At 56.6% G+C, this 22,655-nt stretch carries 21 protein-coding genes; 16 read left to right on the plus strand and 5 right to left on the minus strand.

Annotated elements, in window-relative coordinates:
* The first annotated feature begins 136 nt into the window (after nucleotides 1-136).
* The 6 genes from sufB to sufA all read left to right on the plus strand — a co-directional run bounded on the left by sufB (nucleotide 137) and on the right by sufA (nucleotide 6,017).
* A complete protein-coding gene (gene sufB / locus G6L28_RS06535; protein ID WP_174062978.1) occupies nucleotides 137-1,606 on the plus strand; it encodes a Fe-S cluster assembly protein SufB in 1,470 nt (489 codons plus the stop codon).
* A gap of 181 nt (nucleotides 1,607-1,787) precedes the next feature.
* Entirely contained in the window at nucleotides 1,788-2,543 is a 756-nt protein-coding gene (gene sufC, locus G6L28_RS06540; protein ID WP_174062979.1) for a Fe-S cluster assembly ATPase SufC, read from the plus strand.
* Between the two features lie 24 nt (nucleotides 2,544-2,567).
* Nucleotides 2,568-3,839 (plus strand): Fe-S cluster assembly protein SufD, encoded by a 1,272-nt coding sequence (gene sufD, locus G6L28_RS06545; protein WP_174062980.1) that lies wholly within the window; start codon nucleotides 2,568-2,570, stop codon nucleotides 3,837-3,839.
* Nucleotides 3,832-5,085 (plus strand): cysteine desulfurase, encoded by a 1,254-nt coding sequence (locus G6L28_RS06550; RefSeq protein WP_174062981.1) that lies wholly within the window; start codon nucleotides 3,832-3,834, stop codon nucleotides 5,083-5,085. Before sufD ends, G6L28_RS06550 begins: the two co-directional genes overlap by 8 nt.
* Before the next feature lie 22 nt (nucleotides 5,086-5,107).
* On the plus strand, nucleotides 5,108-5,515 hold the full coding sequence (locus G6L28_RS06555; protein WP_174062982.1) for an SUF system Fe-S cluster assembly protein: 408 nt from the start codon (nucleotides 5,108-5,110) through the stop codon (nucleotides 5,513-5,515).
* Between the two features lie 112 nt (nucleotides 5,516-5,627).
* Complete coding sequence (gene sufA / locus G6L28_RS06560; RefSeq protein ID WP_174062983.1) at nucleotides 5,628-6,017, plus strand: Fe-S cluster assembly scaffold SufA; 390 nt, start codon at nucleotides 5,628-5,630, stop codon at nucleotides 6,015-6,017.
* Between the two features lie 147 nt (nucleotides 6,018-6,164).
* Here the strand turns inward: sufA and G6L28_RS06565 are convergent, their stop codons facing one another.
* A complete protein-coding gene (locus G6L28_RS06565) occupies nucleotides 6,165-7,145 on the minus strand; it encodes a hypothetical protein (protein ID WP_174062984.1) in 981 nt (326 codons plus the stop codon).
* A gap of 108 nt (nucleotides 7,146-7,253) precedes the next feature.
* On the opposite strand from G6L28_RS06565, the gene G6L28_RS06570 reads away from it, so the two are divergent.
* The 3 genes from G6L28_RS06570 (at nucleotide 7,254) to G6L28_RS06580 (ending at nucleotide 9,713) form a co-directional block, all read left to right on the plus strand.
* A complete protein-coding gene (locus tag G6L28_RS06570) occupies nucleotides 7,254-7,835 on the plus strand; it encodes a nitroreductase family protein (RefSeq protein ID WP_174062985.1) in 582 nt (193 codons plus the stop codon).
* Nucleotides 7,835-8,440 carry a flavin reductase family protein gene (locus G6L28_RS06575; RefSeq protein WP_174062986.1) on the plus strand — a complete coding sequence of 202 codons (606 nt, stop codon included), beginning with the start codon at nucleotides 7,835-7,837 and terminating at the stop codon, nucleotides 8,438-8,440. The genes G6L28_RS06570 and G6L28_RS06575 overlap by 1 nt, the downstream gene beginning before the upstream one ends.
* Before the next feature lie 124 nt (nucleotides 8,441-8,564).
* Entirely contained in the window at nucleotides 8,565-9,713 is a 1,149-nt protein-coding gene (locus G6L28_RS06580; RefSeq protein WP_174062987.1) for a DUF2336 domain-containing protein, read from the plus strand.
* 3 nt (nucleotides 9,714-9,716) lie between these two features.
* On the opposite strand, the gene G6L28_RS06585 is transcribed toward G6L28_RS06580, so the two are convergent.
* The gene (locus G6L28_RS06585) at nucleotides 9,717-10,118 is read right to left on the minus strand and encodes a hypothetical protein (RefSeq protein WP_174062988.1); all 402 of its coding nucleotides are present in this window, start codon (nucleotides 10,116-10,118) and stop codon (nucleotides 9,717-9,719) included.
* A 109-nt stretch (nucleotides 10,119-10,227) separates the two neighbouring features.
* Between G6L28_RS06585 and G6L28_RS06590 the strand changes: the two genes are divergently transcribed.
* On the plus strand, nucleotides 10,228-10,683 hold the full coding sequence (locus G6L28_RS06590; protein ID WP_174062989.1) for a GNAT family N-acetyltransferase: 456 nt from the start codon (nucleotides 10,228-10,230) through the stop codon (nucleotides 10,681-10,683).
* Between the two features lie 27 nt (nucleotides 10,684-10,710).
* Here G6L28_RS06590 and G6L28_RS06595 read toward each other — a convergent pair whose 3' ends face one another.
* Nucleotides 10,711-11,910 (minus strand): AI-2E family transporter, encoded by a 1,200-nt coding sequence (locus tag G6L28_RS06595; protein ID WP_174062990.1) that lies wholly within the window; start codon nucleotides 11,908-11,910, stop codon nucleotides 10,711-10,713.
* Nucleotides 11,911-12,134: 224 nt separating this feature from the next.
* Between G6L28_RS06595 and G6L28_RS06600 the strand changes: the two genes are divergently transcribed.
* Entirely contained in the window at nucleotides 12,135-13,862 is a 1,728-nt protein-coding gene (locus tag G6L28_RS06600) for an ABC transporter ATP-binding protein (RefSeq protein ID WP_174062991.1), read from the plus strand.
* Nucleotides 13,863-13,935: 73 nt separating this feature from the next.
* On the opposite strand, the gene pdxY is transcribed toward G6L28_RS06600, so the two are convergent.
* Together pdxY and parE are read right to left on the minus strand one after the other, a co-directional pair.
* Nucleotides 13,936-14,784 (minus strand): pyridoxal kinase PdxY, encoded by an 849-nt coding sequence (pdxY, locus tag G6L28_RS06605; protein ID WP_174062992.1) that lies wholly within the window; start codon nucleotides 14,782-14,784, stop codon nucleotides 13,936-13,938.
* A gap of 62 nt (nucleotides 14,785-14,846) precedes the next feature.
* The gene (parE, locus tag G6L28_RS06610) at nucleotides 14,847-16,931 is read right to left on the minus strand and encodes a DNA topoisomerase IV subunit B (RefSeq protein ID WP_174062993.1); all 2,085 of its coding nucleotides are present in this window, start codon (nucleotides 16,929-16,931) and stop codon (nucleotides 14,847-14,849) included.
* Nucleotides 16,932-17,113: 182 nt separating this feature from the next.
* On the opposite strand from parE, the gene G6L28_RS06615 reads away from it, so the two are divergent.
* The 5 genes from G6L28_RS06615 (at nucleotide 17,114) to G6L28_RS06635 (ending at nucleotide 22,646) form a co-directional block, all read left to right on the plus strand.
* The gene (locus G6L28_RS06615; protein ID WP_174062994.1) at nucleotides 17,114-17,995 is read left to right on the plus strand and encodes an alpha/beta fold hydrolase; all 882 of its coding nucleotides are present in this window, start codon (nucleotides 17,114-17,116) and stop codon (nucleotides 17,993-17,995) included.
* Nucleotides 17,996-18,164: 169 nt separating this feature from the next.
* Nucleotides 18,165-18,935 (plus strand): triose-phosphate isomerase, encoded by a 771-nt coding sequence (tpiA, locus tag G6L28_RS06620; protein ID WP_174062995.1) that lies wholly within the window; start codon nucleotides 18,165-18,167, stop codon nucleotides 18,933-18,935.
* 102 nt (nucleotides 18,936-19,037) lie between these two features.
* Nucleotides 19,038-19,523 carry a preprotein translocase subunit SecG gene (gene secG, locus G6L28_RS06625; RefSeq protein ID WP_174062996.1) on the plus strand — a complete coding sequence of 162 codons (486 nt, stop codon included), beginning with the start codon at nucleotides 19,038-19,040 and terminating at the stop codon, nucleotides 19,521-19,523.
* 159 nt (nucleotides 19,524-19,682) lie between these two features.
* Complete coding sequence (locus tag G6L28_RS06630; RefSeq protein WP_174062997.1) at nucleotides 19,683-21,311, plus strand: CTP synthase; 1,629 nt, start codon at nucleotides 19,683-19,685, stop codon at nucleotides 21,309-21,311.
* A 345-nt stretch (nucleotides 21,312-21,656) separates the two neighbouring features.
* The gene (locus G6L28_RS06635) at nucleotides 21,657-22,646 is read left to right on the plus strand and encodes a carbon-nitrogen hydrolase family protein (RefSeq protein WP_174062998.1); all 990 of its coding nucleotides are present in this window, start codon (nucleotides 21,657-21,659) and stop codon (nucleotides 22,644-22,646) included.
* The last annotated feature ends 9 nt before the right edge of the window (nucleotides 22,647-22,655 follow it).

Below are 22,655 nucleotides of genomic sequence, written 5' to 3' on the forward strand. Positions count from 1 at the left end.
ATCCTAAATTAACGCATAAAAGCGCTGGCTTCCAAAGCCTCTCGCATTTATGTGAAGCGCGAATGAAGGCGGCTTTTCCGTCTTGATACGTTGACAAGCCACCGGACCTTGTATCCGGCGAGATTGGAGAACGAAAATGGCAGCGGTTCAGGAAACGATCGATCAGGTTCGCCAGATCGATGTGGACCAGTATAAATATGGTTTCGAAACGCAGATCGAAGTCGACAAGGCGCCCAAGGGCCTGTCGGAAGATGTGATCCGTTTCATTTCCGCCAAGAAGCAGGAGCCGGAATGGCTGCTGGAATGGCGTCTTGAGGCCTATCAGCGCTGGCTGACGATGGAAGAGCCCACATGGGCGCGCGTCAACTACCCGAAGATCGACTTCAACGATCTCTATTATTATGCCGCGCCTAAGAGCACGCCAGGTCCGAAGTCTCTGGACGAAGTCGATCCCGAGCTTCTGAAGGTCTACGAAAAGCTCGGCATTCCGCTGAAGGAACAGGAAATTCTGGCCGGCGTGCAGACGCGCAAGGTTGCCGTCGATGCCGTGTTCGACTCGGTTTCCGTCGTTACCACCTTCAAGGAAGAGCTGAAGAAGGCGGGCGTGATTTTCATGTCCATCTCCGAAGCCGTGCGCGAGCATCCTGAGCTTGTGAAGAAGTATCTCGGCTCCGTCGTTCCGACGACCGACAACTTCTATGCGACGCTGAACTCCGCCGTCTTCACCGATGGCTCCTTCGTCTTCATTCCGAAGGGCGTTCGCTGCCCGATGGAGCTTTCCACCTATTTCCGCATCAATGAGAAGAACACGGGCCAGTTCGAGCGCACGCTGATCATCGCGGAAGAGGGTGCCTACGTCTCTTATCTCGAAGGCTGCACCGCACCCCAGCGCGATGAGAACCAGCTTCACGCTGCCGTTGTCGAACTCGTTGCGCTTGATGATGCCGAGATCAAATATTCCACCGTCCAGAACTGGTATCCGGGCGATAAGGAAGGCAAGGGCGGTATCTATAACTTCGTGACCAAGCGCGGCGATTGCCGTGGCGACCGCTCGAAGATTTCCTGGACGCAGGTCGAAACCGGCTCCGCCATTACCTGGAAGTACCCATCCTGCATTCTGCGCGGCGATGACAGCCGTGGCGAGTTCTACTCGATTGCCGTTTCCAACGGTTACCAGCAGGTCGATTCCGGCACCAAGATGATCCACCTCGGCAAGAACACGTCGAGCCGCATCATCGCCAAGGGCATCGCCGCCGGCTTCTCGGAAAACGTTTATCGCGGTCAGGTTTCGGCGCACCGCAAGGCGACCAACGCCCGTAACTTCACGCAGTGCGACAGCTTGCTGATCGGCGACAAATGCGGCGCGCACACCGTGCCTTACATCGAAGCCAAGAACTCGTCAGCGCACTTCGAGCACGAAGCCACGACGTCCAAGATTTCCGAGGACCAGCTGTTCTACTGCCTGCAACGCGGCATCCCCGAAGAAGCCGCGATCGCACTGATCGTCAACGGCTTCGTCAAGGAAGTCATTCAGGAACTGCCGATGGAATTTGCGGTCGAAGCGCAGAAGCTGATCGGGATTTCGCTGGAAGGTTCTGTGGGCTAACCCCTCGCTCGGCGTCGTCCTCGGGCTTGACCCGAGGATCCATTGACGCGACGTGCAAATTGAATTGACCGACTGGATCCTCGGGACAAGCCCGAGGATGACGGATGCAAATGTTGAGATGAGCCGGTAGCACGGCTTACGAGGCGGTCCTTGAAACCGCACTACGGATAGGAACTAAAAAATGCTTGAAATCATCGACCTGCACGCAAAGATCGCCGATACTGAAACCGAGATCATCAAGGGTCTGAACCTGAAGGTTGCGGCTGGGGAAGTGGCGGCTATCATGGGGCCTAACGGTTCTGGCAAGTCCACGCTGTCCTACATTCTGTCGGGCCGTGAAGACTACGAAGTCACCTCCGGCGACATTCTGTATAATGGCGAAAGCATTCTAGAACTGGACGCTGCCGAGCGTGCGGCGAAGGGCGTTTTCCTCGCATTCCAGTATCCGGTCGAAATCCCCGGCGTTGCGACCATGCAGTTCCTGAAGGTTGCGATGAACGAGCAGCGCAAGGCACGCGGCGAGTCCGAACTGACGACGCCTGATTTTATCAAGCGCGTCAAGGAAGCTGCTGGCGATCTGAAGATCGATATGGACATGCTGAAGCGTCCGCTGAACGTCGGCTTCTCCGGCGGTGAGAAGAAGCGTGCGGAAATCCTGCAGATGGCTCTGCTGGGACCGAAGCTTTGTGTACTTGACGAAACCGATTCCGGCCTCGACATCGATGCACTGAAGATCGTGGCCGATGGCGTCAATGCGCTGAAGTCTCCTGACCGCGCCACCATCGTCATCACCCACTATCAGCGCCTGCTCGACTACATCGTGCCGGATAGCGTTCATGTTCTTTACAAGGGCAAGATCATCCGCTCCGGCGACAAGGCGCTTGCGCTGGAGCTGGAAAACAACGGTTACGCCGACATCATCGGTGAAGCGGCCTAAGTTTAGGGCCAGGAGGTGATGTCCATGAACATTCAAACGACCAACCGGCTGACACCTGCGGAAACCGCACTGGTGGAAGCCTTCACGGCCAAGTTCAGCGAGTTGCCGGGCAATGGCGATGTGGTTGCCGCGCGTGACGTGCTGTTCGATGATCTGAAGACCGCCGGTCTTCCGACGCGTCGCATCGAGGCTTGGCACTACACCGATATGAAAAGCCTGCTGCGCAGCATCCCTGAGGATGCTTCCGCACCGGTTATCGAAAAACGTGCTGCCGCTGTTTCCGGATCGCAGGTGGTTTACCTGCTGCACGGCAGGGCTGCGGATGCGCAGATCGAGAATTTCGAAATCACCAGCTATGCCGAAAGCCTGCTGGATGGCACGGCGGCACCTGCGCTTATGGCCGCTGACAAGCACGATATGATCGGCCGCCTGAACGGCAGCTTCGTGCGCGATGGTTTTGCCGTTGCAGTGCCGGATGGTGCCGAGTTCGAGCAGCCGCTTGAGCTTCAGGCGATCCACGGCGCTGGTCAGGTTCACAGCCGCTCGCCGGTGCGTTTCGGCAAGGGTTCCAAGGCGACGGTTATCGAGCGCCACCTGTCTGTGGCTGAGGAAGCCGCCCTCGTATCTCATGTCAGTGACATCGAGGTTCAGGACGGCGCAGATGCGCTTTACATCATCCTGCAACAGCAGGGTGTTGCCGATATCCACCTTTCGCAGCTTCGCATCAAGCTGGGTGCGGAAGCGAAGCTTCGGCTGTTCATCATCAACGCCGGTGGCAAGCTGGTTCGCCAGGAACTGCGCATCGATGTGGAAGGTGAGGGGACCGACCTCTCCGTTCGCGGCGTCAACCTTCTTGGAGGCGAAACGCATACGGACGTGACCATGGTTCTCGGCCACAACGTGCCGAACACTACCTCGACGGAAGTCTTCCGCAACGTGGTGTTCGACCGCGCCAAGGGCATCTTCCAGGGTATGATCCGGGTTGCGCCCGATGCCCAGAAGACCGACGCCAAGATGGCCTGCAACACACTTCTGATGTCTGACGACGGCGAGTTTTCGGCAAAGCCCGAGCTTGAGATCTTCGCAGATGACGTTCAGTGCGGCCATGGTGCGACGGTTGCCGATATCAGCGATACTCACCTCTATTACCTGATGGCGCGTGGCGTGCCGCGTGCGAAGGCGCGGGCAATGCTGGTCAATGCTTTCGTCGATGAGATCGTTGAAGAGCTTGAAGAAGAAACGCTTGTAGAAGCGCTGGAGGGTATCATCTCCGACTGGCTGGAACATCATGCCTGATCATAGCGAACGCGCCGCCACCGTGGCCCCTTATGACATCGAAGCCGTGCGGAAGGATTTTCCGATCCTTTCGCGCGAGGTCTATGGCAAGCCGCTGGTCTATCTTGATAACGGCGCGTCCGCACAAAAGCCGCAGGTGGTCATCGATGCTATTTCGAATGCTTATGCAAACGAATATGCCAACGTCCACCGCGGCCTGCATTTTCTCTCCAATGCCGCGACCGATGCCTATGAGGCGTCCCGCGAAAAGGTGCGCCGCTTTCTGAATGCCGGTTCGGTAGACGAAATCGTCTTCACCAAGTCCTCCACCGAGGCGATCAACACGGTCGCTTACGGTTATGGCATGCCCAATATCGGCGAAGGCGACGAGATCGTCATCTCGATTATGGAGCACCACTCCAACATCGTGCCATGGCATTTCATTCGTGAACGTCAGGGTGCGAAGCTGGTATGGGTGCCGGTGGATGATGAGGGTACGTTCCACATTGAGGCGTTCGAGAAAAGCCTGACGGAGCGTACAAAGCTCGTTGCCATCACGCATATGTCCAATGCGCTCGGCACCATCGTGCCGGTCAAGGAAATTTGCCGTATCGCGCATGAGCGTGGCATTCCGGTGCTGATCGATGGCTCTCAAGGTGCCGTACACATGCCGGTGGATGTGCGCGATATCGATTGCGACTGGTATGTGATGACCGGCCATAAGCTCTACGGCCCCTCGGGCATCGGCGTGCTTTACGGCAAGGCTGACCGGCTGCGTGAGATGCGACCGTTTCAGGGTGGCGGCGAGATGATCCTCGACGTGTCCGAAGACGAGATTACTTATAACGAGCCGCCGCATCGCTTCGAGGCGGGCACACCGCCCATCGTGCAGGCCATCGGCCTTGGCTATGCACTGGATTATATGGATAATCTCGGTCGCGCCGCGATTGCCGCGCATGAAGCCGATCTAGCTGCCTATGCGGCCGAGCGTCTGCGCGACATCAACTCGCTGCGCATCATCGGCAATGCACCGGATAAGGGTGGCATCTTTTCCTTTGAGCTTGAGGGCATCCACGCGCACGATGTTTCGATGGTGATCGACCGTCGTGGCGTTGCAGTGCGCGCAGGCACCCATTGCGCCATGCCGCTCTTGAAACGTTTCGGCGTTACCTCCACATGCCGAGCATCCTTCGGGCTTTACAATACGCGTGCGGAAGTGGATGCACTGGCCGAAGCGCTGGACTACGCCCGCAAATTCTTCGCCTGAGATCGAACTGAGGATCAGGACCATGACGACAGATACAACTGAAAAGCTTCCAGATGCAGCCGAGGTGTCCGCACCGGATGCCGCCCCTACGCCTGCCAAGGCCTCCAGCATCAAGCCGGACGAGCTTGCGCGGCTCAGCGACGACGTGATTGCAGCGCTAAAGACGGTCTATGATCCGGAGATTCCCGCCGATATCTTCGAGCTTGGCCTAGTCTACAAGATCGATATCGAAGATGACCGCATGGTCAAGATCGTGATGACGCTCACTGCGCCCGGTTGTCCCGTTGCGGGTGAAATGCCGGGCTGGGTCGAAAATGCCGTGGGTGCCGTGGAAGGTGTTTCCGGCGTCACCGTTGAGATGACCTTCGATCCGCCATGGACCCCTGACCGCATGTCGGAAGAGGCCCAGGTCGCTGTCGGCTGGTACTAAGGCTGCCGTGATTTTGACAGGCGTCATCTCTTGATGATGTCTTCTGCTACGACTAGATTTGATTCCATGAAGCATCGGGCCTTGAACCCGATTGTTTAAGGAGAATGAGCCCATGGGCTTTGCAGTGATGACCATGACCGAGGCCGCAGCGTCGCGAGTCAAAGCAATCGTCGAAAATTCCGGCCCGGATGCCAAGGGCGTACGCGTCGGCATCAAGAAGGGCGGCTGTGCGGGCATGGAGTACACCATTGACCTCGTAACAGAGCCTTCAATCAAAGACGATCTGATCGAATTCTCTGGCGCCAAGGTATGGGTTGAGCCATCTGCGGTTCTTTATCTGCTGGGTACGCAAATGGATTTCGAAGTCACGAAAATGCGCTCCGGCTTTACCTTTATCAATCCAAATCAGACCTCCGCTTGTGGCTGCGGCGAATCGGTGGAATTGAAAGCTGCTGATCTGGCAACGCTTGCTAAGCAACGCGAAGCCGCTGCCAGCGCTTAAAAGCATGCGGGATTACTCAGAGGCCATGGCGGTCTCTGAGCATGGTCATTGAGCTGTGAACTGAGGGTGGATGCAGTAGCTTCTACTGGCGGGAGACCGTGATCCGCCTTCAAACATCTCTCGCCTATCGCCAGATTGCCGAGAGAATTATTCGAAATCTCCTGCCGCTTCCTCTGGCGCCTGGTCTTTCATCAGCACCTCGACATCTGCGTCCTGCCCCGATGTGACCTTGAAGCTTCGCTGGTAGACCTTTTCCTTGTTTCTGGCGATGGCGGTGTATTCGCCATCGGCAAGCACCATGGTGGAAAAAGCACTGACGCTTTCACTGACCACGTCACCGGAGCCCGTCAAAACGGACCAGGCAGTATCGGCGATTGCCTCCCCACCATGTTCAGAAACGAGCTTCAGCGTCACCTGTGCTGCGTGATGTTGAAGCGTAGCCTCCGTCAGCTTTCCGGCTTCGACCTGAATATCTGCTCTTACGACCGCGTTGACGCCACCGTAATCGGACACGACGTGGTACGTTCCGGCATTCAGCCGAACGACCGTGTTCGCCTTCACATCAGCCATCACCAGACGCCGCTCGCCGCCTTCATTGGCGTCTGCGGAGTAAATGGAAAATTTCAGCTGGCTGGACGGTATCTGGCGCTCATTACCCGCGACGGCATTCAGCACGAAGCCACCCGCGTCGAGGATCAGGACCTGCTTTTCGATTTTGCCATTGGCTGGAACGCTGAGTTTTTTGGTCACTCCCGCGCGTCCGAAAGCGACGTTTACGAAATAATCTCCAGGGGCAAGATGAAACTCGGCAGAGCCGCCATCAGAGCTCGCCAGCATCGGCAGCTTGCCATCAGGGCCGGGAATGGGACTGAACACGCGCCATGAAAGTCCTTCCATCATGGGGGCGCCATCATTCGTCAGTTTAGCTTCCATGGTGACGTCACGGGCTGGATTTGTTGGCGCATCCATTGAAAGGGGGGCAGAAAACGCGTTGAGCTTGGGCATTTTGGGGGTGCCGCCAAGCTGCTTGAAATCCTTGAATGCGTCTTGTGAAAGCGCGGTGCCATGGCATAGGGCGGACGAAACGAGCGCCACACATAAGCCTGCCGCGATTTTCATGGACGTCATTTCTGTGAACCGGATTGACTTCTTGATTTTCTGGGACCACTTCAATCCGAACCGCATGGCTATTTCAAGGCCCTAGTTTTCACATTTATGCGTATGGAACGTTCAACCATGAAAAACGATATCAAGCTCATCGACTATTTGAACATCCGCCGCTCTACCCCTGCTATTCAGTTGGCGGAGCCGGGACCGGAAAAGGCAGAGCTTGAGGAAATTCTGCGACTGACAGTTCGCGTGCCCGATCACGGTAAACTCGCTCCATGGCGCTTCATCGTCTATCGCGGTGAAGAGCGGCTTCGGTTGGGAGAAGCTGCGCTGAAACGTGCGCTGGAGAAGACGCCTGATCTCAGCGCTGAAATGCAGGAAGTGGAACGCACACGCTTCACCCGCGCCCCTATCGTCGTCGCCGTCATCAGCACCGCTGCGCCGCATGTGAAAATTCCAGAGTGGGAGCAGGTCATGTCGGCAGGGGCCGTGTGCCTCAATATGCTCATCGCCGCAAACGCGCATGGATATGCTGCAAACTGGCTGACGGAATGGCTTGCGTTCGATGAGAAATTCTTCCCCACGCTGGGAGTCGAGCCGGACGAGAAGATAGCCGGTTTCATCCATATCGGCTCGACGACCTTCCCGGCAGTCGAGCGTCCACGCCCAGAGCTTGGAGATGTCGTGACATGGGTCGGTGAGGCGTAATGTTCTACACCACCGATACAAATGGGCATGGCATGGCGCATGATCCATTCAAGGCGATCGTCTCCCCGCGACCGATTGGCTGGATTGGATCGAAAGGAAAAGACGGCACGCTAAACCTTTCACCTTACTCCTTCTTCAACGCGATCGCGGACAAGCCTAAGCTTGTGATGTTTTCGTCCAGCGGTCAGAAAGACAGCCTGCGCAATGTCCGGGAAACAGGCGTTTTTACCGCCAGCCTTGTCAGCCGACACCTTGTCGATCGGATGAATGCGTCATCCGCTCCTGTTGACTATGGCGTGGACGAATTCGCTCTGGCTGGGCTTACCGCCAAGCCGGGCGAGGTCGTCGATGCGCCTTATGTAGGAGAGGCGCTGGCAGCGCTTGAATGCCGGGTGACACAGATCGTCCAGCCAACAGACATTGACGGCAACCTGGCCGACTCCTGGGTGATATTCGGCCAGGTTGTTGGAATTCATATCGATGAAGCGATCATCCGCGATGGTCGTATCGATATGTCTTTGGCGCAGCCCGTGGCCCGCATGGGTTACATGGACTATGCCGATGGCAGCGCCGATGTATTCCAGCTTGCGCGCCCCAAGGCGTGAGTTCGCTCGCTGGTTAATGAATATGGTGAACCAAACGTAAACTATTTGCCCCTAGGTTGCTTCTTAAGCGCAGTCGTTGAGTCTCAGGCTTTCCGATGACCGCTTAAGGGGTATGACATGGTTCATGGGGTGCAGGGTGATCGTTCAGGCGTTTCTCCGTTGGTCTGAAAAAGCAGGGTCCAGCGACAGGGCAAAGGCTGCAAAGGCGCTGGGGCAGGCTTATCTGCAAGCGTCCCTGCCGGAAGATCGGCATGCCAGTGCCTATGCTGCGATGACCTGCCTGCTGGATGATCCATCGCCCAAAGTTCGATTGGCTCTCGCGGAATCGCTTGCTCACGCTGCCGATGCACCGCGCGCAATCATTATTGCGCTAGCTGAGGACCAGCCGGAAATCGCGTGTCCGGTGATTCTCAACTCACCGGTCCTACGTGAGGCGGATCTGGTGGAGTTGGTCGGAAGAGGCGGCCCGATTGCCCGCGCAATGGTGGCTGCGCGGCCAGGCCTTACACCCGGCATTTGCGCTGCATTGGCGGAAGTCGGCGAAGAGTGCGAAATTTCAATCCTTCTTGAAAACCGTTTCGTGACGGTAACGCCTTTCACCCTGCGACGAATTGCTCAGCGTTTTTCGACCATCCCCGGTATTCGAAGTCTTTTGCTGGATCACCACGAGCTGCCAGCGGATGTCCGGCATGCTCTGGTGCTTGAGGTTGGTGCTGCGCTAGAGATGGCTGGCATCGTGTTTCACGTCATCGCACCAGCCCGTGCACAACGCCTTGTTCGTGAGGCGTCAGACGCTGCGACGACGCTGATCGCTGGCGAGGTCCGTGGTACGGAGGCACCGGTTCTCGTTGAACATCTTCGCCAACAGAGTGCGCTTACACCTGCATTTTTGATGCATGTGCTTTGCCTCGGTAAGCTGGATTTCTTTGCTGAAGCCATATCTAATCTGTCCGGCCTCGATGAGCCGCGAGTGCGCTCGATTCTTGCCACGGGTCGGCAACATGCAGTGAAAGCGCTTTATCAATCCGCGGGCATCTTCGGTGTCGTGCTAGAGGTTTTCATGGAGGCGACGCTGTTGTGGCGCGGTGCTGCCGATATTCCTTATGGCGGCGCGGTCAGCCAAGTTACGGCAAAGTTGATCCGGAGATTTTCACCTGTCGAGTGTGATGGAACGCTTCAGGAAATCCTGTCGATGGTAGAGAGGCTGCACATTGCCGAACAGCGCAATCGCGCCCGCACTCTGGCAACGGATCTGGTTGCTGACGCAGCCTGATTCCTAGTCTGAAAAGCGCCTGGCGATCCACGAATAACTATCTTCGACTATTCGAACCGGTTTTCCCAACACCTGCTTGACGCCTTCAGTAGAGGGCAGAATTTTCCGAACACGGCCAATCGCACGCTGCGTTAGCGTTTCCTCTTCCTGCTGTTCGCTTTGCTGCGCTGCCGCCTGCGAGCTGACAGTTTCATCATTCTGCGTTGCTGTCTGCGTTTCAGGTGTCTGGCACACGGCCACGACAACCGGGTATGAAGCGTTGGCGAAGTTTCCGAGCTGTTTTTCGGACTCGGCGTCGCATAGTTCTATGCTTGTCCAGCGCTGTTGCAGCGTAGCGACGTGCTGGCAATCAGTGGCGCTGTCGTCGCAACCGAGAATAGTCATCAAAACAAGTGCGGTTCTCATTACGCGATGGTTGCCTCTGACTTGAAAATGATCTTACAAACAAAGATCTCTTACAGAATTGCAGTCTTATTGCGACGAAGCTCGCCCTCAGAAAAATATTGGATTTCGCATGTCAGTTCACATTCGCCTTGAGTCTCCGCGTCAGCCTGAAATCGCCCGTCTTATGGAAATGTCCAATGAGTATATGGCATCGCTATATCCCGCCGAGAGCAATCACATGGTCGACATCGATACCTTGGAAAAGGTTGGTGTGTCGTTCTTCGTCGCAAGACACGAAGGCAGGGTTGTCGGTTGCTGTGCGCTGGTAGAGGCAGGTGATGGAACGGCAGAGATCAAGCGTATGTTCGTCGATCCCGAGGCGCGTGGTCTCAAGATTGGAAAGAGGATGATGGAGACGCTGGTAGATCGTGGAAATGAACTCAGGCTCTCCGCGATACGTCTGGAAACTGGTATAAGCCAACCGGAAGCGATCAGCCTTTATCGCAAGGCAGACTTCGTAGAGATAGAGCCGTTTGCGCCCTACAAGCACGATCCGCTCAGCATGTTCATGGAACTCAAGCTCTGATCTTGCCAAAACCGGAAAGGGTGCGCCTTACGTCGCAGTCTTTCTCAAGGGCTGTGCTTGCTCCGCTTGTTCGATCAGAGGCTCATCGATTGCCTCTGCTTCGACGTTCGTTAACTCGGCCTCGCGCACCCATTCCCGCCAAACGGCCACCAGTAGCGCCATCAACACGGGACCGATGAAAAGGCCGAGAAAGCCCATCGTCTTTACACCACCGACGAGGCCGAAGAATGTGGGTAGGAATGGCAGCTTGATCGGTCCACCCACGAGACGCGGGCGGATGGTCTTATCGACGATGAAAAGCTCTACGGAGCCCCATACGAAAAGCCCAATGCCAGCCGCTGGGTTGCCGCTGGCGAGCAGATAAAGAGAGACCAGCGTAAAGGAGAGAGGAGCGCCGCCGGGAATGAGAGCCATGACGCCCGTCAGGACGCCGAGCGTTACGGGTGATGGAACGCCGGCGATCCAGTAGGCAATGCCTAGAATGATGCCCTCGCCAATGGCAATCAGCGTCATGCCAGTGACCGTGGAGCTGATCGTGGCAGGTACGACGCGGGAAATACGCTCCCAACGGGTGGGGAGAATACGTTCGCCGATGAGGTCTACTTGTCGCGCGAATCCCACTCCGTTTCTGTAGACAAAGAACAGCGCGATCAGCATGAACAGTAACGTGAGAACGAGGTGGAAGGCGCCATTACCGGCAGCCACGATAGCACGATAGATATTGCCGATATTCGCACCGCTGATGAGTTGTATGACCTCGCCGATTGCGCCCGGAGTGCCGATGTAGCGGGTCCACTGTTCGCTCATCCAGACGCCGACACCCGGAAGCCCGGCGATCCATTCCGGAACCGGAGCACCGGTGTTGTTGACGTCTACAGCCCAGCCAAACCATTCACGGATTTCGCTTGCGGTATATGAAGCCGCAATGACGATTGGAACGATCAGAAATGTGATGATGAGAAGCAGCGCGACCGTTGCGCCGACGGTGGTATTGCCGCCGACGCGGCGCAGTAACTCACGATATATCGGCCAGCTGGCGAAGCCGATAACCAGCGCTGCCAGAACCGGTACGAGGAAACCGTAGAAGAAATAGATACCAGCTGCGACAATCAGAACCAGTAGCCAGCGCGCCGCTGAAATAGATGGCACAAGTGCGATTCTGGCGGGTGTGGCCGGGCCAAGCCACCGGGGTTCGCCACCTGACTGATAATTGTCTGCTTTACTCACAGTATTTCTCTTTCGCATTCCCCGATTGCCGTTTCACACTGTCATAGATGAGAGACCGGGCGCAACATATTCCACCGGCATTTCGCTTTTATGTTCATGAGAGGACATATTGGAGGATTTTGGTAAAAATAACGCAACGTGTCTTGGACTTCTGACACAAATGTGAGAGTTGGGAACCACTTTTACAACCGTATCGGTTTCGAGACGTCGTCTGGACTTCAATCATGCTGCGCCGCTTCTTCGCTTACTATCAGCCCTACCGTGGACTTTTCGTTCTCGATTTTTCGTGCGCGGTCATATCCGGCTTGCTCGAACTGGGTTTTCCCATGGCGGTAAAGCTGTTTGTCGATGTGCTGCTGCCCGCATCAGACTGGCCGATTATTCTCGCTGCCTCAATCGGACTGCTGTTCATCTACATCCTCAACACCGGCTTGATGGCGACTGTCACCTATTGGGGACATATGCTCGGCATCAATATCGAAACCGACATGCGCCGCCTGGCCTTCGATCATCTGCAAAAGCTTTCCTTCCGATTCTTCGACAATCAGAAAACCGGCCATCTCGTCGGTCGCCTGACAAAGGATTTGGAGGAAATAGGTGAGGTGGCTCACCATGGACCGGAGGACCTGTTCATTGCCATCATGACGTTCATCGGAGCGTTCTTGCTGATGCTTTCGATCAACGTGCCGCTGGCGCTGATCACTGCTGCCATCGTGCCGCTCACGGCATGGGTGACAAGCCGTTACGGCAGCCGCATGACGAACAATTTCCGCGCTCTCTACGGTCGCGTGGGTGCCTTCAATGCCCGCATCGAAGAGAATGTCGGGGGTATGCGCGTCGTCCAGGCTTTTGCAAACGAGGATCATGAGCGCGCGCTGTTCGATAAGGACAATCAGCAATACCGCCGCACCAAGCTTGATGCCTACAAGATCATGACGGCCAGCACGTCGCTAAGCTATATGAGCATGCGCCTAACTCAGATGATCATCATGATCTGCGGCGCCTGGCTCGTCTTGCATGGCAATCTGACAAATGGCGGATTCGTCAGTTTTCTTCTGCTCGTCAATGTGTTCTTCCGTCCTATCGAGAAGATCAATTCCGTCATTGAAACCTATCCCAAGGGCATTGCTGGTTTTCGCCGTTTCACCGAATTGATCGATACCGCGCCAGATATTGCCGATGCGCCGGACGCTATAGATGTCCCGCCGCTTCGCGGTGATATCAGCTACAATGGCGTGAGCTTCGGTTACAGTGATGGAAAGCAGGTTCTGCGAAATATCAACCTGAATATTGGAGCGGGAGAAACCATTGCCTTCGTGGGGCCGTCCGGTGCGGGTAAGACCACGCTCTGCTCACTCCTGCCGCGTTTCTACGAAGTGACGGGCGGGGAGATTACGATTGATGGCATCGACATTCGCAGAATGACGTTGGCGTCGTTGCGAAGCCAGATCGGCATCGTGCAACAGGACGTATTCCTGTTCGGCGGTACTGTTCGCGAAAACATCGAATACGGACGTCTCGGCGCAAGCGATGTCGATATTTGGGACGCCGCACGGCGTGCGCGGCTGGATAAGGTCATCGAAGAAATGCCGGATGGTATGGATACCGTGATCGGCGAACGGGGAGTAAAGCTTTCCGGTGGCCAGAAGCAGCGCCTCGCAATCGCCCGCATGTTCCTGAAGAATCCACCTATACTCATTCTGGATGAAGCGACCTCGGCGCTGGATACCGAAACCGAACGTGCCATCCAGCAGTCGCTCGGCGAACTTGCCAGGGGGCGGACCACGCTCGTCATCGCACACCGTCTCGCAACGATACGCGATGCATCGCGCATTGTCGTCGTGGATGAAAGCGGCATCGTGGAAACCGGAAATCACCAGCAGCTTCTTGAGGCAAGGGGGCCGTATAGCCGCCTGTATGATGCGCAATTCGGACTGGGGCTTCTGGCCTGACGGTATTGCTTGCCCGCTAGTGACGTTTGCCTTTGCAGCATCACGGCGTCTGATTAATATCATATGGAAAGCGTCACAGCTTCACGATCTCTCTAGGTGCGGGGCGAACAAAATGGTCTTGTGCCGCTATGATGTGAAGCTCCCGCCGTCCTACCGCAAGTGTTTCCTGAAACAGTGCGAAGATGCTGGAAGCGGTTTTAGAAAGCGCGTTGTCCAGCGTCTCGCCAGCCAGAATATGCCCAAGGAAGAGGGCTGAGGTACAGTCGCCTGCGCCATTGGGTGCCGGGTCTAGAGGCAGGCGGGGCGTGGTGACTAGGAACTGCTCGCCGGACTTGGACGAGGCGAGCATCTGGATCTCGTCGCTGTGCGTATTTTCATGGATCAGCGATGTAAGAAGAACGATGTCCGGTCCCATGTCGTGGGCAATTCGGCACGCGTTGCGAGCATCTTCCAGCGAAGTAATCTGGCGACCTGTCAGATACTCCAATTCGAACTGGTTTGGCGTGATGATGTCTGCACGGGGCAGGGCACTATCTTTGAAAAATTCCGGAATGCCTGGACGCACGAAAAAGCCGCGTCCGACATCTCCCATCACCGGATCGCAAAGCCAGCGCACCCCGGCGGGTAAACGTTCACGTAGAGCAAGTATCGCGTTGCCGACTTCAGGGTCGCCGAGGTAACCGGTGAGAAGGCCATCGATCTCACCCAGTACGCCGAGATCGGCCAGTCCACTTACAAGCTCATCGATATGCTTTGCGGAAAACACATCGCCCGTCCATTTTCCATAACCGGTATGGTTGGAAAACTGCACCGTGTTGATGACAGTGACTTCGTGACCGAGTCGCTGCAATGGAAAGGTGGCGGCGCGATTGCCGACGTAGCCATATGCGACATGGGACTGGATCGAGAGAACATGTTTCATGGAAAAAGGCCGTTATGGTTCTCTCCGTCACCGGGCGTAACGGAGTTTCAGATCGCGGTTGATTAAATATCGAGATTTTCAGCAAAGGCCGCGCGGTCCTGAATGAAGCGGAAGCGTGCATCGGCTTTCGTGCCCATCAGGTTATCAACGGCCTCACGCGTTCCTTCAAAGTCCACGTCATCGATCTCCACGCGCAGCAGCGTGCGCTTGGATGGATCCATCGTCGTTTCCTTCAACTGAGCGGGCAGCATTTCGCCAAGGCCTTTGAAACGGCTGATCTCTATCTTTCCGCGCCCTTTGAATTCGGTCTCCATCAACTCGGCGCGGTGATTATCGTCGCGCGCGTAAGCGGATTTGGAGCCCTGCGTGATCTTGTATAGCGGCGGAACAGCCAGATAGAGGTGGCTGCCACGGACAAGTTCCGGCATTTCCTGGTAGAAAAATGTAATGAGCAGAGATGCAATGTGCGCGCCGTCCACGTCAGCATCGGTCATGATGATGATGCGGTCGTACCGCAAATCCTCTTCGCGATACTTCGTACGCGTGCCGCAGCCGAGCGCCTGAATAAGATCGGCGATCTGCTGATTTGCAGACAGCTTTTCGCGGCTGGCACTTCCGACGTTCAGGATTTTACCGCGCAACGGTAGAATGGCCTGGTTTGCGCGGTTGCGCGCCTGCTTGGCAGAACCACCAGCCGAATCGCCCTCGACGATGAAAAGCTCCGCACCTTCCGCCGTGTTCTGAGAACAATCCGCCAGTTTGCCGGGGAGGCGCAGCTTGCGCACGGCGGTTTTGCGGTTGACTTCCTTTTCCTTGCGGCGACGAAGGCGCTCTTCGCAACGTTCGATAACCCAATCAAGAAGCTTTGCCGCTTCGTTCGGGTTGCCCGCGAGATAATGATCGAAAGGATCGCGAAGCGCGTTTTCAACGATGCGCTGAGCCTCGACGGTTGCCAGCTTGTCCTTGGTCTGGCCGACGAATTCCGGCTCGCGAATGAAAACGGACAGCATACCGACCGCCGAAATCATCACGTCGTCAGTCGTGATTTCCCGGGCGCGCTTGTTTTGCGTCAATTCGGCGTAATTTTTCAAACCCTTCGTCAGCGCGATACGCAGACCGGCCTCATGCGTGCCGCCTTCGGGGGTCGGGATGGTGTTACAATAGGAATGCAGTTGGGCATCGCCGCCATACCACGTCACAGCCCATTCCAACGCACCGTGGCCGCCGGTCTTTTCGGTGCGACCGGAAAAGATTTCGCGGGTGACGGTGAAGTCCTTGCCAAGCGTCGCGGACAGATAGTCCTTCAGGCCGCCGGGGAAGTGGAAAACTGCCTTTTCAGGAATTTCTCCGCCCGCAGGCACGACGCCGGGATCGCAGCTCCAGCGAATTTCAACGCCGCCGAAGAGATAGGCTTTCGAGCGCGCCATGCGGAAAATGCGCGCGGCTTCGAACTTGGCGTGCTCACCGAAAATCTGCGCATCTGGGTGGAAGCGCACACGCGTTCCGCGGCGATTATGAACATCGCCCAGCTCTTCCAGCGGACCTTGCGGAATGCCGCGAGAAAAGCGCTGGCGATAGAGTTTACGGTTACGGGCAACTTCCACTTCCAGAACGTCCGAAAGCGCGTTGACGACCGACACACCGACGCCGTGCAGACCGCCCGACGTCTCGTAGGCTTTGCCATCGAACTTTCCGCCTGCGTGCAGCTTGGTCATGATGACTTCGAGCGTGGACTTGCCAGGCACCTGAGGATGGTTTTCCACAGGAATACCACGACCGTTATCGCTGACCGTCAGAAAGCCTTCAGTATCCAGATGCACTTCGATAAAGTTGGCGTGGCCCGCAACGGCCTCGTCCATGGAGTTATCGATGACTTCGGCAAAAAGGTGATGCAGCGCCTTCTCATCCGTGCCGCCAATATACATGCCGGGACGCATGCGCACGGGCTCCAGCCCTTCGAGAACGCGAATGGAGGACGCGCCATATTCTTCACCGGACGCAGCAACAGGCGCGGGAGCCGGTTTTGGCTGCGCGTTCACATTTGCGGCTGGCGCTGCGGGCTTGGCAGCGGGTGCGGCTTCTCGTGGCTCCGCTTCAGCGCGGGCAGCTGCGGGAATGCCGGAGAAAAGATCGTTGCTATCGTCCATTGTGTCCAGTTCAATCAGATTGTCGCCCAGATTTTGTCCATGCGAGCAGGCATGATGGGACGCCGGTACAGGTGTCAGCTTACTCGAGCAGGCATAATCGGCTTACGCTTTACCTTCAAGGATTGCGTCGCAGCGGCCCGGATGGCAAGACTTGTGGCGCAAATGAAACGGTTCCTCAAGGCATGTCCACAGCTATCTTCACCTTTTGTACTCTTTTCTGCCTCTCTGTTGCAACGCTGCCCGCTTCCGCCCAAAGCACAGGCGGCCCGTTGAAGCCATTCAAGGACGACCTGTTTTCCGAGCAGACCGTGCTTTCCACTGGTGATGGCGGCGCTTCGCAGGTCATGGATTACCAGGAAATGCGCGATATCAACGGGCGGGATGAGACACCAGAGCGGCGCGTGAAACGGGAATATGTCGATCTCGGGCCAAAGAAATTTCAGGCGATGGAGACCATTTCTGCCGAGGGCAGGGCGATCGAGGTGGGGCGCGTCGGCCCAGCATCTAGTCAGGCCTTTACCGTCATTTTCATTCATGGCCGGGGCGGGGACCGCAGGCTTGGCATGAACGACTACACCTTCGGCGGCAATTTCAACCGCCTGAAAAACCTCGCCGTCAACAATGGCGGCACCTATTATGCGCCGAGCGTGCGCAGCTTCGACCAGAACGGCGTGGCGGATGTTGCCGCACTGATTGCCGATGCGAAGGCGAAATCCGGCGGGCGTCCCGTCATTCTCACCTGCGCATCCATGGGCAGCTTCATCTGCTACGGTATCAGCCGCGATGCGCAGGCCGCCGCCAACCTCAAGGGCGTGGCGATCCTCGGCGGTGCGGTCGATCCGGATTTTCCGAAGAGCGCTTTCATCAAGGCGAAGAAGCCGGTGTGGTTCACCCATGGCAGTGTGGACAAGGTCTATTCGGCGGATCAGCAGGCGGCGATGTTTCGAGGGTTGCTGAAGACAGGCGTGCCCACGCGCTTCACGCTTTATGAGACTGGCACCCACGGAACGCCAGTTCGCATGACGGACTGGCGGGCGGCTTTGAACTGGATTCTGTCTCGTTGAGCTATAAACTTGCTTCTACGCAATGCAAATGTAGCGAAATGACGTGAATTTAACCAAAGTTTTGAACCAAAACCTTGCTTTTAAGTACCAATTCATTTCGCTGTCTATTATGACATGCATGAACTGCCGTGACAGGCACTTTTACACGCAAAGAGGAATGGAATAGCAGATGACCCCTGATGTACGCCCGCTCGTCGCTGGAAACTGGAAGATGAACGGAACGCGCGCTTCGCTTGATCAGATCAAGGCGATGGCCGAAGGGGTGAAGGGACCGCTTGCGGACAAGGTGGAAACGCTGGTCTGCCCGCCCTCGACGCTGCTTTATGTTGCGACTGCTCTTTGCGAAGACAGCTCGCTGAAGATCGGCGCGCAGGATTGCCACCAGAACGCATCCGGTGCGCATACCGGCGATATCTCGGCTGAAATGATCGCGGATTGCTTCGGCACCCACGTCATCGTCGGCCATTCCGAGCGCCGCACGGACCATGCCGAAACCGATCATCTGGTTAAGGCGAAGGCGACTGCTGCCTATGCTGCCGATCTGGTTGCCATCATCTGCATCGGTGAGACTGCGGATGAGCGCAAGTCCGGCCAGACGCTGGATATTCTCAAGCGCCAGCTTGCCGGTTCCGTGCCGGATGAGGCGGCTGCTGCAAACACCGTGATTGCCTATGAGCCTGTCTGGGCCATTGGAACCGGCCTGACGCCGACTGTCGAAGACGTGAAGGAAGCGCACGCTTTCATGCGCGAAGAGTTGGTCAAGCGCTTCGGTACGGAAGGCAAGGGCATGCGCATTCTCTATGGCGGCTCGGTGAAGCCATCTAATGCGCAGGAACTGATGGGCGTTGAGAATGTCGATGGCGCGCTGATCGGTGGCGCGAGCTTGAAAGCAGCCGACTTCCTTTCCATCTATGCGGCATATGAGCAATTGACGGCCTGATATCGTCTTTCGTCTTTCAGGGGCTTGGAATACGCTTTCGCCTCATGTAAAGAGCGGCAAACTTCTTCATTGTGCTCCTGATGGGGCATGGAATGGATTGTCATGCAGAACGTACTGATTGTTATTCACCTCATGATCGTGCTGGCGCTTGTCGGCGTGGTGCTGATCCAGCGTTCCGAAGGCGGTGGCCTCGGTATTGGCGGCGGTTCGGGCTTCATGTCCGCACGCGGTACGGCCAATGCACTGACCCGCACGACGGCTATTCTCGCGGCCTTGTTCTTCGCGACATCCCTCGGCCTTGGCCTACTGACCCGTTACGAAGCGCGCCCGACCGATATTCTGGACCGTATTCCGGCAACGCAGGGTCAGGGTAACGGCATTCTGGATACGCTTGGGCCCGCATCCACGACGCCCGCTGCTCCGGCAGGTCAGGCTCCTGCTCAGAACGGCGCTGCCAACGAGGCGCCTGCGACGCAGGCTCCGGCAACGACGACGCCAGCAGCACCGGCTGAAGGTGGCGCTGCAACGCCAGCACCGGCCCAGCCACAGGCTCCGGCCAACTCGACTGGCGTCCCGACCGGACAGTAAGTCAGGCAAACGCATAAATCTCCGGCAGGCCAAAAGCCTGCCGGTTTTCTTTTGTTCGCATTCCAGTCAGTCGCTCTTCAGGTTCGCAAACGACGAATATGGGGAAAGGCAAAGTTTTGGCTGGCGGAATCAATCATAAAAAGGTAACCGGTGAATCCCATGGCGCGATATGTATTCATCACAGGCGGCGTGGTCTCTTCCCTTGGGAAGGGCATTGCGGCCGCAGCACTCGGAGCGTTGTTGCAGTCCCGTGGATATCGGGTGCGGCTTCGCAAACTTGACCCCTATCTCAATGTCGATCCCGGCACGATGAGCCCCACCCAGCACGGTGAGGTTTTCGTAACAGACGACGGCGCGGAGACGGACCTCGATCTCGGTCACTACGAACGCTTTACGGGCCGTTCCGCAACCAAGACCGACAACATCACCACGGGTCGCATTTACAAGAACATTATCGATAAGGAACGCCGCGGCGATTATCTCGGCGCGACGGTTCAGGTCATTCCGCACGTCACCAACGAAATCAAGAATTTCGTGACTGAGGGTAACGAGGAATACGACTTCGTCATCTGCGAAATCGGCGGCACAGTGGGCGACATCGAGGCGATGCCGTTTATGGAAGCCATTCGTCAGGCGAAAAACGACCTGCCACGCGGCACGGCGATCTTCGTCCACCTGACGCTGATGCCTTACATTCCGGCGGCTGGCGAACTCAAGACCAAGCCGACGCAGCATTCCGTCAAGGAGTTGCAAGCGCTGGGTATCCACCCTGATATCCTGCTGGTGCGTGCAGACCGGGAAATCCCGGATGCGGAACGCCGCAAGCTTTCACTGTTCTGCAACGTGCGCGAATCCGCTGTCATTCAGGCTCTGGATGTCGCGAATATCTATGACGTGCCGATGGCTTACCATAAGGAAGGTCTCGACAACGAGGTTCTGGCAGCATTCGGCATCGAGCCTGCGCCGAAGCCACGTCTGGAGCAGTGGGAAGAGGTTTGCGACCGGATCCATACGCCGGAAGGCGAAGTCACGATCGCAATCGTCGGCAAATATACCGGCCTGAAGGATGCCTATAAATCTCTCATAGAAGCGCTTCATCACGGTGGCATTGCCAACCGCGTGAAGGTCAAGCTGGAATGGATCGAGTCGGAGGTCTTCGAAAAGGAAGACCCGGCGCCGTATCTCGAAAAGGTCAACGCCATTCTGGTTCCCGGCGGCTTCGGCGAGCGCGGTTCCGAAGGCAAGATCCGTGCGGCACAGTTCGCGCGCGAACGTCAGGTTCCGTATTTCGGCATCTGCTTCGGCATGCAGATGGCCGTCGTGGAAGCGGCGCGTCACCTTGCAGGCATCGAGAAGGCATCCTCCACCGAATTCGGCCCGACTCAGGAACCTGTCGTTGGCCTGATGACCGAATGGGTTAAGGGCAACGAACTCGAAACGCGCAACTCCAAGGGCGACCTCGGCGGCACGATGCGCCTTGGCGCTTACAAGGCCGCGCTCAAGAAAGACACCAAGATTGCCGAAATCTACGGCTCGACGGATATCTCCGAACGCCACCGCCACCGCTACGAGGTGAACGTGGAATACAAGGACCGTTTGGAAAACTGCGGCCTCGTCTTCTCCGGCATGTCCCCGGACGGTCTTCTGCCGGAAACGGTGGAATACCCGGATCATCCATGGTTCATCGGCGTTCAGTACCACCCGGAACTCAAGAGCCGCCCGCTCGATCCGCATCCGCTTTTCGCAAGCTTCATCGAAGCGGCGCTGGAGCGGAGCCGGTTGGTTTGAGCCGTATCGGTTGAATATATAAACTATTAAAAGGCCGCAGCGATGCGGCCTTTTTAGTAAGGTCTTCATTACGCTAACCCGACATTGCTGCCCTCCGCCGCATTCTCTATCATGCGACGTGGCAAGAGTTGGGAGAACGCGAATCAAGATTTTCGCGACGACTTGACGAATCGGCACTTGGCGTACAGTCTTTCGTTTGCGTGGTCTGCGCTCAACCTCCTCGACCTTCCCCAGCATGGTCTTGATCGGAGGCAAAGGGACTTCAGTCTCAGGCCGTTTTTTCTTGGTCCGATCGTGCCGGATGAGTTGCTGGGGAACTAAGTCCGGGACGCAAAAGGTCAGATCATGACAAAAAATGGAAATCTTAAACGCCGCGTGCGTGCCCGCGCTGCCAAAACCGGTGAATCTTACACTGCAGCTCTCAAGCACATCCGCCAACCTACGGTCGAAACTACGATCCGTCCAATAAGGATGGCGGTTGCCCAAACCTCCCTGTTCGATGATCCACGTAACGTTGCAGCGCTTCAGGCCAGTGGAGCTGAGATGCGCAGACTTATGCGCGACGCCCACAAGGCCGGGGCTCGACTCTTACATTTCCCCGAAGGTACAACCTGTTGGCCGCATAAACGGATCATGTCCCAACTCGGACCAAGAGAAATTGGGCCGTCCGATTGGACGCGCTTCGAATGGAATGTTTTGCGTGAGGAACTCGAAGCTACCAGAAGACTAGCCGGCGAGCTTAAACTTTGGACGATATTTGGTTCGGTCCATCCGCTCACCCCACCGCACCGACCGCACAACAGCCTGTATGTTGTCTCAGATCGGGGAGAGCTGGTGACACGTTATGATGAGCGCCTGTTATCAGACACGAAGATTTCGTTCATGTACTCTCCTGGCAAAAGCCCTAGGACTTTTGAAGTGGATGGTGTGCGTTTCGGCTGCGCATTGGGCATGGAGGTGCACTATCCAGAAATCTTCGTCGAATACGAAAACCTTGATGTCGATTGCGTCCTGTTCTCGACTGCAGGAGACAGCTCTTCTAACGCGAAGGCATTTGCAGCAGAAGCATTAGGGCATGCCGCAAGTAATACGTACTGGGTCAGCTTTTCCACGCTCGCCCTCCAAAGCACGGTCGTTCCGTCAGGCATAGCTTCGCCGGATGGTCAGTGGGCAATACAGTGCCCTATGACGGGGATACCCGCTATTGCTGTTACTGATATCGATACGAACCCACAAAGCCTCGCGCGACCATGGCGGAGAAAGGCTCGCGGTGATCTTTATGCTCCTCATCAAGTAGACGGTGATCCGAGAAGTGATGAACGAAACTTGTTCTAGCTGATCATC

The organism is Agrobacterium larrymoorei (genome assembly GCF_013322225.1).
In the GTDB taxonomy this organism is placed as follows: Bacteria; Pseudomonadota; Alphaproteobacteria; order Rhizobiales; family Rhizobiaceae; genus Agrobacterium; species Agrobacterium larrymoorei_A.

Coding starts and splice junctions, on each gene's coding strand:
- sufB (WP_174062978.1), top strand. CDS start 137: ATGGCAGCGGTTCAGGAAACGATCGATCAGGTTCGCCAGATCGATGTG.
- sufC (WP_174062979.1), top strand. CDS start 1,788: ATGCTTGAAATCATCGACCTGCACGCAAAGATCGCCGATACTGAAACC.
- sufD (WP_174062980.1), top strand. CDS start 2,568: ATGAACATTCAAACGACCAACCGGCTGACACCTGCGGAAACCGCACTG.
- G6L28_RS06550 (WP_174062981.1), top strand. CDS start 3,832: ATGCCTGATCATAGCGAACGCGCCGCCACCGTGGCCCCTTATGACATC.
- G6L28_RS06555 (WP_174062982.1), top strand. CDS start 5,108: ATGACGACAGATACAACTGAAAAGCTTCCAGATGCAGCCGAGGTGTCC.
- sufA (WP_174062983.1), top strand. CDS start 5,628: ATGGGCTTTGCAGTGATGACCATGACCGAGGCCGCAGCGTCGCGAGTC.
- G6L28_RS06565 (WP_174062984.1), bottom strand. CDS start 7,145: ATGACGTCCATGAAAATCGCGGCAGGCTTATGTGTGGCGCTCGTTTCG.
- G6L28_RS06570 (WP_174062985.1), top strand. CDS start 7,254: ATGAAAAACGATATCAAGCTCATCGACTATTTGAACATCCGCCGCTCT.
- G6L28_RS06575 (WP_174062986.1), top strand. CDS start 7,835: ATGTTCTACACCACCGATACAAATGGGCATGGCATGGCGCATGATCCA.
- G6L28_RS06580 (WP_174062987.1), top strand. CDS start 8,565: ATGGGGTGCAGGGTGATCGTTCAGGCGTTTCTCCGTTGGTCTGAAAAA.
- G6L28_RS06585 (WP_174062988.1), bottom strand. CDS start 10,118: ATGAGAACCGCACTTGTTTTGATGACTATTCTCGGTTGCGACGACAGC.
- G6L28_RS06590 (WP_174062989.1), top strand. CDS start 10,228: ATGTCAGTTCACATTCGCCTTGAGTCTCCGCGTCAGCCTGAAATCGCC.
- G6L28_RS06600 (WP_174062991.1), top strand. CDS start 12,135: ATGCTGCGCCGCTTCTTCGCTTACTATCAGCCCTACCGTGGACTTTTC.
- pdxY (WP_174062992.1), bottom strand. CDS start 14,784: ATGAAACATGTTCTCTCGATCCAGTCCCATGTCGCATATGGCTACGTC.
- parE (WP_174062993.1), bottom strand. CDS start 16,931: ATGGACGATAGCAACGATCTTTTCTCCGGCATTCCCGCAGCTGCCCGC.
- G6L28_RS06615 (WP_174062994.1), top strand. CDS start 17,114: ATGTCCACAGCTATCTTCACCTTTTGTACTCTTTTCTGCCTCTCTGTT.
- tpiA (WP_174062995.1), top strand. CDS start 18,165: ATGACCCCTGATGTACGCCCGCTCGTCGCTGGAAACTGGAAGATGAAC.
- secG (WP_174062996.1), top strand. CDS start 19,038: ATGCAGAACGTACTGATTGTTATTCACCTCATGATCGTGCTGGCGCTT.
- G6L28_RS06630 (WP_174062997.1), top strand. CDS start 19,683: ATGGCGCGATATGTATTCATCACAGGCGGCGTGGTCTCTTCCCTTGGG.
- G6L28_RS06635 (WP_174062998.1), top strand. CDS start 21,657: ATGACAAAAAATGGAAATCTTAAACGCCGCGTGCGTGCCCGCGCTGCC.